Consider the following 17462-nt stretch of genomic DNA (forward strand, 5'->3'; position numbering starts at 1 on the left):
GGTACTGCTACGAGTGAGTCAGGCGCAGCTAAAATTAGCGATTACTTAGGTGATAACGGTAAGGGTTATGCTTTAAACGTAACCGATCCTGCATCGATTGAGGCTACATTAGCGGCAATAAAAGCCGACTTAGGCGATGTTGACGTACTTGTAAATAACGCAGGTATTACCCGTGATAATTTATTAATGCGTATGAAAGACGGTGAGTGGGACGATATTATCGACACCAACTTAAGCTCTATCTTCCGTTTATCTAAAGCGGTATTACGCCCAATGATGAAGAAAAAGAACGGCCGTATTATTAATATTGGCTCAGTTGTGGGCACTATGGGTAATGCAGGGCAAGCTAACTACGCGGCGGCTAAAGCGGGTGTCATTGGCTTTTCTAAATCGCTTGCACGCGAAGTTGCATCGCGCGGCATTACAGTAAATGTAGTAGCCCCTGGTTTTATTCAAACTGATATGACCGATGAGCTAACAGAAGATCAAAAAGCGGCCACCCTTGCTAATGTACCAGCAGGTCGGTTAGGTCAGCCTGATGAAATAGCAGCGGCAGTGTGTTATTTAGCATCTGACGCGGCTGCGTATGTATCTGGCGAGACTTTGCATGTAAATGGCGCGATGTACATGGTTTAATCGCCATTGTTAAAAGTAAATGCTAAAAATAACTTAAGTAAGTGACCTCAAAAACATTGAAATTTTTATGATCTTGCTTTAAACATACTTGAAATCGCTGTGAAAATAAGCGATAAAAGACAAAACAAACACTCAGAGGTTTGACCAGACAATTATTTATGGTCAAATCATTGAATCAGAGAATTATGCGGCGTAAACTACGCCGCAATCTGAAAATAACGCATTGGCGTTTTTAATAAAGGAAAGAAGAATGAGCGATATCCAAGAACGCGTAAAAAAAATTATCATCGAACAGCTAGGTGTTAAAGAAGAAGAAGTTAAAAACGAAGCTTCTTTCGTAGACGACCTAGGTGCAGATTCTCTTGATACTGTTGAACTAGTTATGGCTCTTGAAGAAGAGTTTGATACTGAGATCCCAGATGAAGAAGCTGAAAAGATCACTACAGTACAATCTGCAATCGATTACGTATCAGCTCACGCTGAGTAATTAATCGCATATTAAAGGCAGCATTCGCTGCCTTTAATCTATATATCCAAACCACCTCAAAGTTCATGATTCAAATTCACCCGCTTTTACTCTCTACTGCATTCATTTGTAATAGCACATCTTTAGTTGAATTTGAGACTCGCACTTTGAGGTCGCTTGGGTATGAATTCCCTTTGTAATGCCAATAGATTTAAACTTAGTGAGTTAAACGGCTTACTAAAGTAATACTATTTTAATCAATTGGTTTAAATATCCCTTATTGGAGGCAAACCGTGGCTAAACGTCGAGTCGTCGTAACTGGCTTAGGAATGTTGACGCCGCTAGGTAATGATGTGCAATCTACCTGGCAAGGCTTATTAGATGGTAAAAGTGGTATACAAAATATAACCCACTTTGATACATCAAAATTTGGTACTAAATTTGCTGGACTCATAAATGACTTTGATGCAACTGCATACATGTCAGCGAAAGATACTAAAAAAATGGACTTATTTATTCAGTACGGCATTGCAGCGGGTGTTCAAGCCTTTCAAGACTCAGGCCTTGAAGTTACTGAACAAAACGCAACACGTATTGGTGTTGCTGTAGGTTCAGGCATTGGTGGATTAACCCTAATTGAAGAAAACCATATAAAGCTACTTAATAGTGGCCCACGTAAGCTTTCTCCATTTTATGTGCCATCAACCATTATTAATATGATCTCGGGCCATTTATCAATGATGCATGGTTTACGTGGTCCTAATATTTCTATTGTGACGGCATGTACTACAGGCCTGCACAATATTGGCCATGCAGCGCGTATGATTGCTTACGGCGATGCCGATGCGATGGTTGCCGGTGGCGCAGAAAAAGCCTGTACACCTATTGGTATGGGTGGCTTTAATGCTGCACGTGCGCTTTCTACCCGTAACGACGACCCACAAGCTGCGTCGCGTCCGTGGGACAAAGACCGCGATGGTTTTGTACTATCTGATGGTGCAGGGGTTGTTGTAGTCGAAGAGTACGAACACGCTAAAGCCCGTGGCGCTAAAATTTATGCTGAGCTTGTTGGCTTTGGTATGAGCGGTGATGCGTATCACATGACCTCGCCACCGGAAGACGGTGCAGGTGCGGCACTCGCTATGCAAAATGCATTAAACGATGCACAAGTAAATGCAGACCAAGTTGGTTACATTAACGCACACGGTACATCTACTAATGCAGGCGACAAAGCCGAAACGCAAGCTGTTAAAACTATTTTTGGCAGTGCAGCGCAAGATGTAATGGTAGGCTCGTCTAAATCGATGATGGGACACCTATTAGGTGCTGCGGGTTCTGTAGAGTCTATTATTTCTATTTTATCGCTGGCCGATCAAAAAGTATCGCCAACCATTAACCTAGATAACCCAGATGAAGGCTGTGACTTAGATTACATAGCCCACACTGCACGTGATGCAAAACTCGACTTTGCATTGTGTAACTCATTTGGTTTTGGTGGGACTAATGGCTCGTTGCTATTTAAAAAGGTATAATCCTTTTTAACAACGAACCACATTATAAGAGCTCAGTTGTTTAACTGGGCTTTTTTTATGCAAGCCATTCAATATGCAAACAATAATAACAACCGATGATACAAGTTCGATTAATACACGCGATAGAGGCCTTAACTACGGGGATGGTTTTTTTACCACAGCCAAAGTAATTGCTGGGCAAGTAGAGCATTGGCAGTACCATAAAGCACGTTTGGTAGAATGCGCAGAGCGCTTAGCGTTTCCTGCTATTAACTTTACTGAGCTTGAGCAACATATTGCAAAAGCGATTACTGGCTGCCAATTAAATGTGATTAAAATAGTGATCACCCGCGGAGAAGGTGGGCGGGGCTATGGATTGCCGCAACACACCCATTTAACCATTTTAATTACCGTGTTAGAGTTTCCTCAAAGCTACCCAGCATTAGCAAAAACAGGGGTGAGTTTAGCCCTAAGCCCAATAAAATTAGCAGCCCAACCTTTATTAGCTGGTTTAAAAACACTTAACCGACTAGAACAAGTGCTGATTAAAAACGCCATGGCAAAACAGCAATGTGACGATGTTTTAGTACTCGATCATCAAAACAATGTGATTGAAGCCTCGGCAGCTAATATTTTTGCTATTAGTGATAATAAGGTATATACGCCAAGCCTTGAGCAATGCGGTATTAAAGGGGTTTATCTGCAATCGTTATGTGATAAATTAGCGGTTGAATTTAAGCAAGTAACCCTAAATGAATTAACCCAAGCTAGTGCTGTATTTATTTGTAATAGCTTAATGGGCGCTGTGCCCGTTAGTCGTATAGAACAACATACATTTAATGTTGAGCAAAGCATGTGTTTATTAAATGAATTATTAGCCAAGGAGGCTAAGTGTTAAAAGTTATTTTATCGGTATTATTGTTAGCTTTAGTTACAACGCTAGTAGGGTATCAGCAATTACAAGCAGCAATAACTAGCCCGCTAAATATAACAACGCCTACCCAGTTTGAAGTTAAAAAAGGCATGGGCTTTAACCAGCTATGTAAACAATGGCAAGCTAATAATTGGTTAAAAAGCTGCTGGCGCTATCAAGTAATTGCAAAGCTTGACCCAACACTAACAGACTTAAAAGCCGGCTTGTACGAGCTAACGAATACAAGCGTTATTAATAATATAAAAAAAATAAACAACGGCGAGCAAATCAGTTTTAGCTTTACTATTATCGAAGGGCAAAACTTACGCGAAGTGATAGCAGCCATTAGTAGTGCGCCGCATTTAACTAATAACTTAAATACAGAGCAACTGGCGCAGCAAATAGTAGGTGAAAAAGGCCATTTAGAAGGGTGGCTGTTTCCAGATACATATCATTATCACAGCGGTGATACTGCCAGTAGTTTATTAAAACGTGCGGCCGTTAAAATGCAGCAAACACTTGAGCAAGCATGGCCACAACGTGCAGAAAACCTACCGTATAAAAACGCATATGATGCACTGATCATGGCCTCTATTATCGAAAAAGAAACAGGCCTTGCCAGCGAGCGCCCCTTAATAGCCGCCGTTTTTATAAATAGATTAAACGCAAATATGCGCCTACAAACCGATCCCACCGTAATATATGGCCTAGGAGAGAGTTTTGACGGTGACATTAAACGAAAAGATTTACGCGATTACACACCCTATAATACGTATCGCATTAAAGGGCTGCCGCCAACACCCATTGCCATGCCCTCAAAAGCGGCTATTTTAGCAGCGCTTAATCCGCCTAAAACACAGTATGTTTATTTTGTGGCGAAGGGCGATGGCAGTCACCAATTTTCAACCACGTTAAAGCAACACAACGCGGCAGTTAAAACGTATATATTAAATAAAACGAATTAAACTTTATATGAAACCAAAATTTATTGTTATTGAAGGCCTTGAAGGCGCAGGTAAATCAACGGCTATTTCGTTATGCCAAGACTTTTTAAATAAAAAACAAATAGACTTTATTAACGTACGCGAGCCAGGTGGGACACTGCTTGCCGAGTCTTTACGTACTTTAGTAAAAGCCGAACATGAAGAAGACATAGCCTTTGAAACCGAACTACTTATTATGTACGCAGCTCGCTCGCAGCTTATGCATAATGTAATTAACCCGGCGCTTGATAAAGGGCAGTGGGTATTAGCAGATCGCCACGATTTATCATCTCAAGCGTATCAAGGTGGCGGGCGCGGCATTAGCGCTAATACGTTATCGTCTTTGTCGTCTATGGTATTAAAAGGGTTAAAACCTGATTTAACTATTTACCTAGATATAGACCCCGTAATAGGCCTTGAGCGTGCTAAAGGGCGTGGAGAGCTTGATAGAATTGAGCAAGAAGCCATTGAGTTTTTTCAGCGCACGCGCATGCGTTATGTTGAGCTGGCAAATGACGATAGCTCAATAAAAACCGTAGATGCCAACCAAAGTATTGATAAAGTACACCGCGATATAACCAATGTACTACGCACCTTTTTTGAAGGGTTAAAATAACATGGCATTGCCATGGCTTAATAACGTAGAGCAACAGCTTGCGCAAAGTTATAAAGCGCAGCGTTTTCATCATGCGCAGTTGTTATGCGGGCCCAAAGGCGTTGGTAAGTTTGAGCTAAGCGAGCAATTAGCTAATAGCTTATTATGTCAAAATATTAATACCCATATGCAAAGCGAAGGTAGCAAGTTAGCCCCGTGCGGGCAGTGCAAAAGTTGCTCATTAACACTTGCGGGTAACCACCCTGATAAACGGCTAACGCAAGTTGAAGGGCAAAGCATTGGTGTTGACGATATTCGCGCGATAAGTGATTTTATGAACCACTCTGCTGCGCAAAATGGCAATAAAGTGGCCATTATTGAAAACTGCGAAAAAATGACCACGGCAGCAGCAAACGCGTTATTAAAAACCTTAGAAGAGCCCAGCAATAGCCGCTTTTTAATTTTAACCACAAGCCACACTGCGCAGTTGCCAGCCACCATTTTAAGCCGCTGTGCCAAAACAGACATTAAAGTCGCAAACCCAGAAGCGGCTAAAACCTGGTTAGCCGGTTTAAATATTAGTGACTATGTGTGGCTGCCTTTATTTTATACGCAACCACTTTTAATTAAACAGTGGCAAGCGCAAGAGCAGCTGCAACACATTGATACTTTATATAAATTTGCAACTGAGTTTAAACAAAGCCATAATTTTAGTCCGCTTGTAAATATTATAAACAAACAACCTGAGCTAATACGCATTTTTACATTATTTTTAAGCGAGCAATTAAAACAGCAGCTTATAATGGGTTTAAGTTTTGACGCGTACCAAAGTGCTCAGCAAGCGTTGAATGAATTTTTACAAAATAGCACAGAGGTACTCGGGCTTAATTTACCTCTAGCAGTGTCGCGTTTAGCGCATGTCCTGCGTAACATTTAATAGGAATACATATGCAAGAGCTTTTAGTTGATGTAGATAACCTTGACGAACTTTATCGCTGCTACATGCCTTATTTAAAAAAAGGCGGCCTATTTGTACGTACCAATATGCGTTACGAAATCGGCTACTCTTTAGCGCTTAGAGTGACTTTACCTGATGCGCTAGAAGATGACGTGGTAACGGGTAAAGTTGCCTGGATCACACCACAAGGCGCACAAAGCTCTAACCCATCAGGTATAGGCATTAGCTTTTTAGATGATAAAACAAATTTAAACGCTAAAATCGAAAAGCTATTAGGCACTATGTTAAACTCTGGTAATCCTACATATACCATGTAGTTTTAAACGCATTTGCTTAATAGTGATATGCATAAAGGAGCCGGTTAGCGAGCGCTTAGCTCTCGTTAACTTGCAATACTAACTTGTTTATATCAATTCGTTTAATACCCATTCGCTTACTTAAGTGATTTACTTGGAGGCTGGAAAAACGAGTTGATAGCTAGGTAAAAAATTCGCTATTTAGTTATGCTCGGCAATTGCTCCTGCATTGCTCTGCATCCATGCAGTCGTAAATGAGAATTCTTTAACGCAGGTAGCGACACGTTTAGCCCCGCAAAATGATTAGGTATTATTGCAAATTGGTACAACTAAGTATTTTTGCAGGTTAGTATAATTTAACACCCAAAACCATACAGGCCGTATAGTGATTGTAGATTCTCATTGCCATTTAGATCGTCTTGATTTTGACAAATTAGATTTAAACCTAGATCAAGTACTCGACAACGCCCGCGCAAAGCAAGTAGAGCACTTTTTATGTGTAAGTGTAACGCTTGATCAATTCCCAAGCATGCTTGAAAAAATTAAACATTACGACGATGTATCGGCATCGTGTGGTGTGCATCCGCTTGATCAAAAAGATGCCCTTAATAAACAGCAACTCATTGATTTAGCATCGCACGAAAAAGTAGTCGCGATTGGCGAAACAGGCCTAGATTACTATTATTCGAAAGACACGCACGCAGTACAACAAGCCAGTTTTGTTGGCCATATTGAAGTGGCAAACGAATTACAAAAGCCACTGATTATTCATACCCGTGATGCCAGAGCCGATACCATTAACTTAATGCGTGAGCACAAAGCAGAAAACTGCGGTGGCGTACTGCACTGTTTTACCGAAGATTGGGATATGGCCAAAAAAGCGATTGATATGGGGTTTTATATCTCTATTTCAGGCATTGTTACCTTTAAAAATGCCGTAGAGCTTAAAGAAGTTGTAAAACAAATCCCACTCGATAGATTACTCATCGAAACAGACTCGCCTTATTTAGCACCTGTGCCGTACCGTGGAAAAACAAATCAGCCTGCGTATGTCGAAGATGTTGCCTACTATATTAGTGAGCTTAAAGGCATAAGCTTTAACGAGCTTGCAAAAGCAACGACTGATAACTTTTATTCACTTTTTAAATTAGCAGCAAAAGGCTAACACATGACTACTCGATCGGCGCAACTCCCACTTTTATTAATGGGGCCTATGGTGCGCCGAGCTGAGCAAAGTGGTATATGTATACAGTTTGCTACTTCACGCCCTGGCAATTGCCAAATCACACTTGAAAACCAACAAAGCTACAGCGAGCAGCAAAGCATTGCATTAGGTAAATACCTTTACCTGCATTTTATAATTATAAAACCCGTTGATAGCCAGTTTCCGCTCGACACATTATTAGCGTATACACTGCATATTAACGAGCAAAAAATTGACTTAACTCCATGGTGCTTTGAAGGGCAAACAGCGCCTTCGTTTGCAATTGCCAATAAGCTTACGCATATTTTACATGGCTCGTGTCGCAACGCACATCACCCCGCAAAAGACAGCTTAGTATCAGCAAGTGAATGGCAAAATACCCAGCGCAGTAATAAACTGCAGGGCGCACAGCTTTTACTGCTTAGCGGAGACCAAGTTTACGCCGATGATGTAGCCGGCCCTATGCTACTGGCTATTCATCAGCTAATAGATGTATTAGGTATTTATAAAGAGCAACCGCTTGAGCTCAATTTACCAGCAGATATAAATGAGCAGCTTTTTAACCGTCATCATTACTTACCTAAAACGCCATGGCAAAAACGTTCAAAATTGGGCGTTGGGTACTGGCTAAAAAAAGACGAGCCTCATTTTTCTAGCGTAAAAGCGCATAATCATTTAATTCACTTTGAAGAGTTTATAGCGCTGTATTTACTTAACTTTAGTGCCGCCGCGTGGCAATGCGTTGATATTAAAAATAGCCATTACACACAAGGCAATGAAAAAAATAACACCATTTTTAACGCCGAAAAAAAGGCCTTAATTGACTACGCAAAAGGCTTAAACAGCGTAGAGCGTATATTTGCTAATGTATCTACCTTGATGATGTTTGACGATCACGATGTTACCGATGATTGGAACTTAACAGCAGGGTGGGAGCAAGCTATAAATCAAAACCCAAGTAGTAAACGCATCATTAATAATGGGTTAATAAGCTATTGGCTATTTCAAGGGCTGGGCAACGACGCGCTACATAAAACCGGCGCGCTTATAGATGATTTTAAACAAAGCCGTAGCGCCAATAATATTTGGCAGTTTAAAGCCTTTGATAAGCCTCTGAACGAATTTAACTATTGGCATTATGAGCTTACCACCACGCCTAAAGTAGTTGTGCTTGATACCCGTACACACCGCTGGCGTAACGAAAGTAACTTTAATGAACCCTCAGGCTTACTTGATTGGGAGCGCTTAACAGAGCTTGAAGAAAGCCTGCTGAGCCACAGCAAAGTAATTATTGTATCGCCAGCGCCAGTGTTTGGTGTTAAATCAATAGAAGCAATACAGGCGGCGTTTAATATGTGCGGCCAGCCGCTTATGGTTGATGTAGAAAACTGGATGGCACACGAAGGCTCGGCCAAAAAACTGCTTGATACCTTTAGGCGTACAGACACACCCAATGAAACGCTTATTTTATCGGGCGATGTGCATTATTCTTTTTGTTTTTCGGTGCAAAAACGCTTTGGCGATCACCCAAACCGCATATGGCAGCTCACCGCCAGCGGAATTAAAAACGAATTTCCGCGTAAGCTAATTAATGTACTCGATAAGCTAGACTCAATATTATACGGCCCCAAAAGCCCGCTTAACTTTTTCACCAAACGCTGGCACATGGAAGTAGATAAACACCAAACCATAGGTGAAGGCCAAAAGTACCTAGTAAGCGACTCCGCAATAAGCCTAGTAACGTTAGATAACGGCGACCTATCCCGCTACCAACTCATCCACGGCGACGGCCACACCACGGAGTTTGATTTAGAAGAGCAGTAAAACGCCCAGAGCCACTATTAGCTCTGGGCTACAAATGGCTCTTAGTTGAGCCTTGCGCTAACTAAATACACTTTCGCAATTCTTAGGGAGAAGAAGAAAGTACCTTTAAGTGTAGTTAACTAATTTGCAAAACTCTAAATTTTGTTTATTTATTAACCGCAAATGATAACAAAGACTTAATAATATTGTGCACAGGTTACCCTTTGTGTTGAGTGTTTTATGCCCAGCTTATTAACTGAGTATTTTGCACAAGATCGCGTGGCAAAGAATTTTTGATCTTATTCTTTTGCCATTTACCTAGTCCAACTGGGCAGCCACATAAGGTTAGTACTACTTCGCCGCTGGCTTTTGTAACGTCTTCTAGGCGTATATCTTTACCATTAAAGTAGTCGTTTGCTTGCTCGTTTGTTAAAGCATACGTATTGCTTTTGCTTTCATTACCAAACACGGTAGCAAACTCGTGAGTTAGCCTTACTCCGTTTTTATGAATAATACCTAGTTGAATACCTAAACGTGCGTATTTTATTTTGTTTTGAACGGCTTCAAACCCATCAGGAAATAACCACAGTTCTTTATCGCGCTGCATTAACTTACCTGGAAGCGCATTTAAGCCAAACTGTTTTTTAAGCTCGCTCATAAAAGAACTGGTTTGTTTTTTATCAAACTCGTTAAACGGAAACGCACCTTTTTTCACGCTTTGGGTTGGGTTATTGCAGCTTGCGAGTTTTTTAAATTTAGCAATAAAAAAGCCTTCACTGTCGAATGTTTGCGGCCACACATGTAAATAGCCCTCGGCGGTTGTGGCTTTTTCTGCCCCTTCGAATAAATCACTTAGCGATTGCGGCTTAATATAGTCGCTAAATTCATTCAGTAGATAGTCGCATACTTGTTGGTTTTCGAGCGGGGTAAGCGTACAGGTTGAATACACCAGTGTACCGCCTGGTTTTAATGCGTAAAAAGCGCTTTTAATTAAATCTTTTTGAACTTGAGCAATTTCTATATTTGATTCTATTGACCAGTTTTTAAGTGCGTCGGCATCTTTACGTACGGTACCTTCACCAGAGCAGGGTGCATCAAGCAAAATGCTATCAAAGCATTCAAACATATAGTTACCAAATATGACGCCATCAAAATGCGAAAGCGCACAGTTACCAACGCCCATACGCTTAAGCGTAGCGCTAAGTACTTTTAAGCGTGATGACGAAAGTTCGTTGGCAACAAGTACGCCTTGGTTATTCATTATTGCGGCAAGTTGCGAAGTTTTAGAGCCAGGCGCTGATGCCATATCAAGTACGTAACTATCTTGTAAATCTGAGTTTTCAATACTTTGTTTTAGTGCCATAGGCGGCAGCATTGAGCTTGCCTCTTGTACGTACATGGCGCCGCTTAAATGTAAGTCGGTATTGCCTAATGCTAAGTTTTGCTCTTCATCGCTTGGGCGTTCTAGCCAAAAACCCTCACTACACCAAGGTATGGGTGTAAGTTGCCAGTTTTTTTGCTCTGCACGGTGTTTAAATTCAGCAACGCTAATTTTTAATGTATTTACACGAATAGATTTTCTGAGAGGGCGTCGGCACGCGTTTATAAAGTCGTCTAAATTGAGGTGCGTAGGTAAATAGGTTTTTACGTCGTCAATAAAATGCGCAGGAATAAAAGTGTTGGCGTTCACGCGTTGGCTCGTACATTAAAAAATAAAGCGCGATATTAGCACTTTTAACGCACTATTTCAGTGTTAAATAGCGGCTTTATAATTTGTTGGCATGTCGACATATTGTGTTTTTAGTTTAATTTTAAAGCAATTTTATACGACTTTAGATTAACAGTGTCGACAATGAGAGTGTTTTTTACTCATTTTCACCTTAGGTGGGGTTGACATGTTTTTTTATTAAGCACATAGTTAACCCATCAATTGTCGACAATTTATTTATAAAGCCATGACGCAACCTTTTTTAAACGATACACCTATTACTACAGCATCTGATCAAGTGTTTGTTGATATGCGCCGTGAGATAGTAGAAGGCAGCATACAGCAGGGCAGCAAAATATCGGAGCCTGAGCTTGCAAAGCGCTACGGTGTAAGCCGTGCGACGCTTAGAGAAGCGCTTAATCGCTTAGAAAGCTGTTACTTAGTGGAGCGTAAAGCTAATGTAGGTTGCCGAGTAGTGGCGCTAACCGCAGAGCGTTTAATTGAAGTATACCAAGTACGCAGCTCGCTTGAAGGCTTAGCATGTAGGCTAGCTGCCGACAATATGGCAGCTGACGAAGTTAAAGGCTTAAAGCAATTACTTAACCAACATTTGCAAACGCAGCGCGTTAAAGAGGGTGAGTCGTACTATCAAGAAGCGGGCGATTTAGACTTTCATTATCGCATTATTAAAGGCAGTAAAAACGCCCATTTAATCCATTTGTTATGTAACGAGCTTTACCAATTAATACGTATGTATCGTGTACAAATGGGCATGGTAGGTCCGCGTGTATCAAAAGCGTTTGACGAGCACTTAGCCATTATTAACGCGATAGAAAACCACGATGGTGAACTTGCCGAAATGCTAATGAAACGACATATCAGTGCATCGCAAGCAAATATTCAAACCAAATTTGATGTATACCAATCAATATGAGTATTCGAACAATTTAACTGATTAAATCGCTCTATAACGTCGTTAAGAATTTTTTATTTAGAACCACTAAACATAAAAATTATTGCCTAGTTACAGAACGATTTTCTTAGCGTTAAATAGACCTCATACACATACAGATTGGTATTTGTCATAAACAAAAACTTCTAAAAGCTAAAGCTAATAACAGTTAAACAGTCACAATGTCAGATTAAAAATATAAGTTACTCCATGTAGCAACCGTTCAAAGTGAGGAGAAAATAATGTCAGCAGGATTAAAATTTAAACAGGCCATTGCGAATAACCGCCCATTGCAGGTAGTAGGTACTATTAATGCCTACACAGCCATGATGGCTGAAAAAATGGGCCACCAAGCTATTTATCTCTCAGGTGCTGGTGTTGCGAACGCCTCTTACGGTATGCCAGATTTAGGCATGACCAGCCTTGATAATGTACTTGAAGATATTCGCCGTATTACTGGTGCCAGCGATTTACCACTACTGGTAGATGCCGATACAGGCTGGGGCGGCGCGTTTAATATTGCGCGTACCGTTAAAGAAATGACCAAAGCAGGCGCAGCGGGTTTTCATATTGAAGACCAAGTGGCACAAAAGCGTTGTGGTCATCGTCCTAATAAAGAAATTGTAAGCCAAGGTGAAATGGTTGACCGCATTAAAGCCGCAGTTGATGCAAAAACCGATAGCGATTTTTACATTATGGCGCGTACCGATGCGTTTCAAAAAGAAGGTTTAAGCGCCGCGATTGACCGCGCAGCTGCCTGTGTAGAAGCGGGCGCAGACGCTATTTTTGCAGAAGCCGTGCACGACCTTGCCGATTACCAAGCATTTTCAAAAGCGATTAATGTACCAATTTTAGCTAATATTACAGAGTTTGGCCAAACGCCTATTTACACCAAAGAGCAGTTAAGTGAGGTAGGTGTTGAAATGGTGCTTTATCCACTTAGTGCGTTTAGAGCAATGAATAAAGCCGCGCTTAATGTGTACTCTGCCATTTTAAATGAAGGCTCACAGCAAAGCGAAATTGAGAACATGCAAACACGCGCTGAGCTTTACGACTTTTTAGATTACCACACATACGAAAACACACTCGATAACCTTTTTTCATCAAAATCTGACAAATAATAACTATTAAAATAGATAACACACACAAATTTAGATAGGAGAAGATCATGGTAGATAAAGCATTAGGCGGAGCAGGTTTACGCGGGCAAGTAGCAGGGCAAACAGCATTATGTACGGTAGGGCAAACAGGCTCAGGTTTAACGTATTGTGGGTACGATATTAGCGAACTTGCCGAAAAAGCACAGTTTGAAGAAGTGTCTTTTTTACTTTCACGCGGCGAGCTACCAACAGCCAAAGAACTAGCCGAGTATAAAGCTAAATTAAAAAGCTTACGCGGCCTGCCAGATGCACTAAAAACCGTGCTTGAAAATATTCCTAAAGACGCGCATCCAATGGATGTTATGCGTACCGGTTGCTCTATGCTGGGTAACCTAGAAATGGAACTTGATTTTAGCCAAGCAAACGATGCGATTGACCGTATGGTTGCGCTCTTCCCAAGTATTATTTGTTACTGGTACCGCTTTACTCACGATGGCGTACGCATTGAAACACAAACTGATGACGACTCAGTGGGCGCGCACTTTTTAACCCTATTACACGACAAAGCACCGAGCGAGCTATTTGCGCAAGTAATGAATGTGTCGCTAATTTTATACGCAGAGCATGAATTTAATGCCTCTACATTTACTGGGCGTGTGTGTGCATCAACGCTTTCTGATATTCATTCTTGTGTAACGGGCGCTATTGGTACGCTACGTGGGCCACTGCATGGTGGTGCAAACGAAGCCGCTATGGATATGATTCAGGGTTTTACAAGTGCAGAGCACGCCGAGCAAGAAATTATGGGTATGCTAGAGCGCAAAGATAAAATAATGGGCTTTGGACACGCTATTTACCGCGAGTCAGACCCACGTAACGTTATTATTAAAAAGTTCTCTGAAAAACTAGCTAAAGAGGTGGGCGATGATGTGCTTTACCCTGTGTCGGTTAGGTGTGAAGAAGTTATGTGGCGCGAGAAAAAACTGTTTTGTAATGCCGATTTTTTCCATGCATCGGCGTATCACTTTATGGGGATCCCAACTAAGTTATTTACGCCAATATTTGTGATGAGCCGTGTTACCGGCTGGACGGCACATGTTAAAGAGCAGCGTGCTAATAACCGTATTATTCGCCCAAGTGCAGATTACACAGGACCAGAGGCGCGCAGCTACACGCCAATTGAATCAAGAGGCTAATTAGTTACACATAATACCAATCCGTAACAATACTTAATTAAGCGGATTGGTATAGGGTGAGCAATATGCTCACCTCTTGCCTTTTATTTCCCGTCACCTATTAGCGAATAGATATTATGACCATAATTAATAACACCCAATACCGAAAACCATTGCCCGGCTCAAATGTGGATTACTACGATACGCAAGAAGCCGTTGATGCAATAAAGCCTGGTGCTTATGCCACATTGCCTTACACATCACGCGTACTTGCCGAAAACTTAGTGCGCCGCTGTGAGCCTGATATGCTAACTGATGCGCTTAATCAGCTTATTGAGCGTAAGCAAGATTTAGACTTTCCGTGGTATCCGGCGCGCGTAGTGTGCCACGATATTTTAGGCCAAACTGCTTTAGTTGATTTAGCAGGCCTGCGCGACGCAATAGCCGCAAAAGGTGGGGATCCGGCTAAAGTAAACCCGGTTGTGCCAACACAGCTAATTGTTGATCACTCATTAGCGGTTGAGCATGCAGGCTTTGACCCTGAAGCGTTTGAAAAAAACCGTGCAATAGAAGATAGACGCAACGACGACCGTTTTCATTTTATAAACTGGACTAAAACCGCCTTTAAAAATATTGATGTTATTCCGCCTGGTAACGGCATTATGCATCAAATTAACCTTGAAAAAATGTCGCCTGTTATTCAAAACCGCGATGGCATTGCATTCCCCGATACCTTAGTTGGTACCGACAGCCACACACCGCATGTTGATGCACTTGGTGTAATTGCTGTAGGTGTTGGTGGGCTTGAAGCCGAAAGCGTAATGCTTGGCCGTGCCTCGTACATGCGCCTGCCTGATATAGTAGGAGTTGAGCTTACAGGCACTCGCCAGCCAGGCATTACTGCAACCGACATAGTGCTGGCTATTACAGAGTTTTTACGCGCTCAGCGTGTTGTATCGACCTATTTAGAATTTTACGGCGAAGGCGCCGATGCACTCACCCTTGGCGACAGAGCAACTATTTCAAACATGACGCCAGAATTTGGTGCCACTGCAGCCATGTTTTATATAGACGATAAAACAATCGATTATTTGCGTTTAACAGGGCGTGATGAAGAGCAAATAGCACTTGTAGAAAACTACGCTAAAACGGCTGGCCTTTGGAGCGATAGTTTAAAAACCGCAAAGTATGAGCGAGTGCTTAAATTTGATTTATCGAGTGTTGGGCGCAATATTGCTGGGCCTTCAAACCCACATCGTCGTGTATCCACGAGCGATTTAGCCAAAGAAGGTATATCTGGCGTTGTTGAAAACGAAGAAGGCTTAATGCCAGATGGCGCCTGTATTATTGCTGCTATTACCAGTTGTACTAACACCAGTAACCCGCGCAACGTAATTGCTGCCGGCTTACTTGCACGTAACGCAAATGCCAAAGGGTTAATGCGTAAACCGTGGGTTAAAACGTCATTAGCACCGGGTTCAAAAGCGGTGCAATCATACCTAGAAGAAGCAAAATTACTCCCTGAACTTGAAAAACTTGGCTTTGGTATTGTTGGTTTTGCTTGTACTACCTGTAACGGCATGAGTGGCGCGCTAGACCCTGTAATTCAACAAGAAGTGATAGATCGCGACTTATACGCAACAGCGGTACTTTCGGGCAACCGTAACTTTGATGGGCGTATACATCCGTATGCTAAGCAAGCCTTTTTAGCGTCACCNCCGCCATTAGTGGTGGCTTACGCTATTGCCGGTACTATTCGTTTTGATATTGAAAAAGGTGTACTAGGGAAAGATCAAAATGGTAACGACACAACGCTAAAAGATTTATGGCCAAGCGATGAAGAAATAGATGAAGTAATCAAACAAAGTGTAAAGCCAGAGCAATTTAAAAAAGTGTACGAACCTATGTTTGATTTAACCGTAGATTACGGTGAAGACAACGACCCGCTATACAATTGGCGCGAGCAAAGTACCTATATTCGCCGCCCGCCATACTGGGAAGGTGCCCTTGCAGGTGAGCGAACCATGACCGGCATGCGCGCACTTGCTGTACTTGGCGATAACATTACAACGGATCATTTATCGCCATCAAACGCAATTATGGCAAGCAGTGCTGCAGGTGAATACTTAACTAAGATGAATGTACCTGAAGAGGACTTTAACTCTTACGCAACGCACCGAGGCGATCACTTAACAGCGCAGCGCGCTACATTTGCAAACCCTAAATTGTTAAACGAAATGGTGCGTGATGAAAACGGCGAAGTTAAACAAGGTTCATACGCACGATTAGAGCCACAAGGTACTAACACACGTATGTGGGAAGCAATCGAAGCTTATATGCAGCGTAAACAACCACTCATTATTGTAGCCGGCGCCGATTATGGTCAAGGCTCATCGCGTGATTGGGCTGCAAAAGGGGTAAGGCTTGCAGGCGTTGAGGTTATAGCTGCAGAGGGCTTTGAGCGTATTCACCGTACTAACTTAATTGGTATGGGTGTTTTACCGCTTGAATTTAAACCGGGCACTACCCGTAAAACGCTTAACATTGATGGCAGCGAAAGCTTTGATGTAAAAGGTGAGCCAACACCAGGTGCAACGCTTGATTTAGTGATTACACGTAAAAACGGTGAGGTTCTAACAGTACCTATGAAATGCAGATTGGATACCCAAGAAGAACTTTCTATTTATGCCGCTGGTGGTGTATTACAGCGCTTTGCGCAAGACTTTTTAGAAGCTACGCAATCAGCATAAGGGGCGTGCATTATGTTTAAACCACAAATTAAAGTGCCAGCAACTTATATGCGCGGCGGCACCAGTAAAGGTGTATTTTTTAAGTTAACCGACTTACCCAAACCTGCCCAAGTGGCAGGTGAGGCGCGCGACAATTTACTGTTACGCATAATTGGTAGCCCCGACCCATATGGCAAACAAACCGATGGCATGGGCGGAGCAACATCAAGTACTAGTAAAACGGTTATTTTAAGTAAAAGCGAGCAACCTAACCACGATGTGGATTATTTATTTGGCCAAGTGGCAATAGATAAACCCTTTATAGATTGGAGCGGCAATTGCGGTAATTTAACCAGCGCAGTAGGTGCGTTTGCTATAACGAACGGCTTAGTTGATAAAAGCAAAGTACCCGGTAACGGTGTAGCCGTGGTGC

At 42.0% G+C, this 17462-nt stretch carries 15 protein-coding genes and 1 pseudogene (1 of these 16 running past the window's edge); 15 read left to right on the plus strand and 1 reads right to left on the minus strand.

What is annotated here, in order from left to right:
* The 10 genes and pseudogenes from fabG to L650_RS0115760 all read left to right on the plus strand — a co-directional run.
* A pseudogene (fabG, locus tag L650_RS0115715) lies at positions 1-636 on the plus strand (3-oxoacyl-ACP reductase FabG); it begins 104 nt to the left of the window's first position.
* A 250-nt stretch (positions 637-886) separates the two neighbouring features.
* Positions 887-1123: an acyl carrier protein gene (acpP, locus tag L650_RS0115720; RefSeq protein ID WP_004587690.1), complete on the plus strand. Its 237-nt coding sequence runs from the start codon at positions 887-889 to the stop codon at positions 1121-1123.
* A 272-nt stretch (positions 1124-1395) separates the two neighbouring features.
* Positions 1396-2634 carry a beta-ketoacyl-ACP synthase II gene (fabF, locus tag L650_RS0115725; protein ID WP_004587691.1) on the plus strand — a complete coding sequence of 413 codons (1239 nt, stop codon included), beginning with the start codon at positions 1396-1398 and terminating at the stop codon, positions 2632-2634.
* Positions 2635-2707: 73 nt separating this feature from the next.
* Entirely contained in the window at positions 2708-3511 is an 804-nt protein-coding gene (gene pabC, locus L650_RS0115730; protein WP_029773696.1) for an aminodeoxychorismate lyase, read from the plus strand.
* A complete protein-coding gene (gene mltG / locus L650_RS0115735; RefSeq protein ID WP_029773697.1) occupies positions 3505-4491 on the plus strand; it encodes an endolytic transglycosylase MltG in 987 nt (328 codons plus the stop codon). Before pabC ends, mltG begins: the two co-directional genes overlap by 7 nt.
* Positions 4492-4498: 7 nt before the next feature.
* On the plus strand, positions 4499-5125 hold the full coding sequence (gene tmk / locus L650_RS0115740; protein WP_029773698.1) for a dTMP kinase: 627 nt from the start codon (positions 4499-4501) through the stop codon (positions 5123-5125).
* Position 5126: 1 nt separating this feature from the next.
* The gene (locus L650_RS0115745) at positions 5127-6041 is read left to right on the plus strand and encodes a DNA polymerase III subunit (RefSeq protein ID WP_029773699.1); all 915 of its coding nucleotides are present in this window, start codon (positions 5127-5129) and stop codon (positions 6039-6041) included.
* An 11-nt stretch (positions 6042-6052) separates the two neighbouring features.
* Positions 6053-6379, plus strand: coding sequence for a PilZ domain-containing protein (locus tag L650_RS0115750; protein WP_029773700.1), 327 nt, complete (start codon positions 6053-6055; stop codon positions 6377-6379).
* Between the two features lie 364 nt (positions 6380-6743).
* Positions 6744-7523 carry a TatD family hydrolase gene (locus tag L650_RS0115755; protein WP_029773701.1) on the plus strand — a complete coding sequence of 260 codons (780 nt, stop codon included), beginning with the start codon at positions 6744-6746 and terminating at the stop codon, positions 7521-7523.
* A gap of 3 nt (positions 7524-7526) precedes the next feature.
* Positions 7527-9386 carry an alkaline phosphatase D family protein gene (locus L650_RS0115760; RefSeq protein WP_029773702.1) on the plus strand — a complete coding sequence of 620 codons (1860 nt, stop codon included), beginning with the start codon at positions 7527-7529 and terminating at the stop codon, positions 9384-9386.
* Between the two features lie 217 nt (positions 9387-9603).
* Here the strand turns inward: L650_RS0115760 and rsmF are convergent, their stop codons facing one another.
* Positions 9604-11055 carry a 16S rRNA (cytosine(1407)-C(5))-methyltransferase RsmF gene (gene rsmF, locus L650_RS0115765; RefSeq protein WP_029773703.1) on the minus strand — a complete coding sequence of 484 codons (1452 nt, stop codon included), beginning with the start codon at positions 11053-11055 and terminating at the stop codon, positions 9604-9606.
* 265 nt (positions 11056-11320) lie between these two features.
* Between rsmF and L650_RS0115770 the strand changes: the two genes are divergently transcribed.
* The 5 genes from L650_RS0115770 to L650_RS0115790 form a co-directional block, all read left to right on the plus strand.
* Complete coding sequence (locus tag L650_RS0115770) at positions 11321-12007, plus strand: GntR family transcriptional regulator (protein WP_024032638.1); 687 nt, start codon at positions 11321-11323, stop codon at positions 12005-12007.
* 260 nt (positions 12008-12267) lie between these two features.
* Positions 12268-13146: a methylisocitrate lyase gene (prpB, locus tag L650_RS0115775; RefSeq protein WP_029773704.1), complete on the plus strand. Its 879-nt coding sequence runs from the start codon at positions 12268-12270 to the stop codon at positions 13144-13146.
* Positions 13147-13193: 47 nt separating this feature from the next.
* Positions 13194-14321: a 2-methylcitrate synthase gene (gene prpC, locus L650_RS0115780; RefSeq protein ID WP_029773705.1), complete on the plus strand. Its 1128-nt coding sequence runs from the start codon at positions 13194-13196 to the stop codon at positions 14319-14321.
* Between the two features lie 116 nt (positions 14322-14437).
* Positions 14438-17050, plus strand: a complete 2613-nt coding sequence (gene acnD, locus L650_RS0115785) for a Fe/S-dependent 2-methylisocitrate dehydratase AcnD (protein ID WP_029773706.1) — start codon at positions 14438-14440, stop codon at positions 17048-17050.
* A gap of 12 nt (positions 17051-17062) precedes the next feature.
* Positions 17063-17462: PrpF domain-containing protein (locus tag L650_RS0115790; protein ID WP_029773707.1), on the plus strand; the 400-nt coding region annotated here is incomplete at its 3' end.

This window comes from Pseudoalteromonas sp. TB51 (assembly GCF_000498055.1).
GTDB lineage: Bacteria > Pseudomonadota > Gammaproteobacteria > Enterobacterales > Alteromonadaceae > Pseudoalteromonas > Pseudoalteromonas atlantica.

Excerpts from the sequence above, each read along its gene's own strand:
- acpP (WP_004587690.1), top strand. The coding sequence starts at position 887 with ATGAGCGATATCCAAGAACGCGTAAAAAAAATTATCATCGAACAGCTA.
- pabC (WP_029773696.1), top strand. The coding sequence starts at position 2,708 with ATGCAAACAATAATAACAACCGATGATACAAGTTCGATTAATACACGC.
- tmk (WP_029773698.1), top strand. The coding sequence starts at position 4,499 with ATGAAACCAAAATTTATTGTTATTGAAGGCCTTGAAGGCGCAGGTAAA.
- L650_RS0115745 (WP_029773699.1), top strand. The coding sequence starts at position 5,127 with ATGGCATTGCCATGGCTTAATAACGTAGAGCAACAGCTTGCGCAAAGT.
- L650_RS0115750 (WP_029773700.1), top strand. The coding sequence starts at position 6,053 with ATGCAAGAGCTTTTAGTTGATGTAGATAACCTTGACGAACTTTATCGC.
- L650_RS0115760 (WP_029773702.1), top strand. The coding sequence starts at position 7,527 with ATGACTACTCGATCGGCGCAACTCCCACTTTTATTAATGGGGCCTATG.
- L650_RS0115770 (WP_024032638.1), top strand. The coding sequence starts at position 11,321 with ATGACGCAACCTTTTTTAAACGATACACCTATTACTACAGCATCTGAT.
- prpB (WP_029773704.1), top strand. The coding sequence starts at position 12,268 with ATGTCAGCAGGATTAAAATTTAAACAGGCCATTGCGAATAACCGCCCA.
- prpC (WP_029773705.1), top strand. The coding sequence starts at position 13,194 with ATGGTAGATAAAGCATTAGGCGGAGCAGGTTTACGCGGGCAAGTAGCA.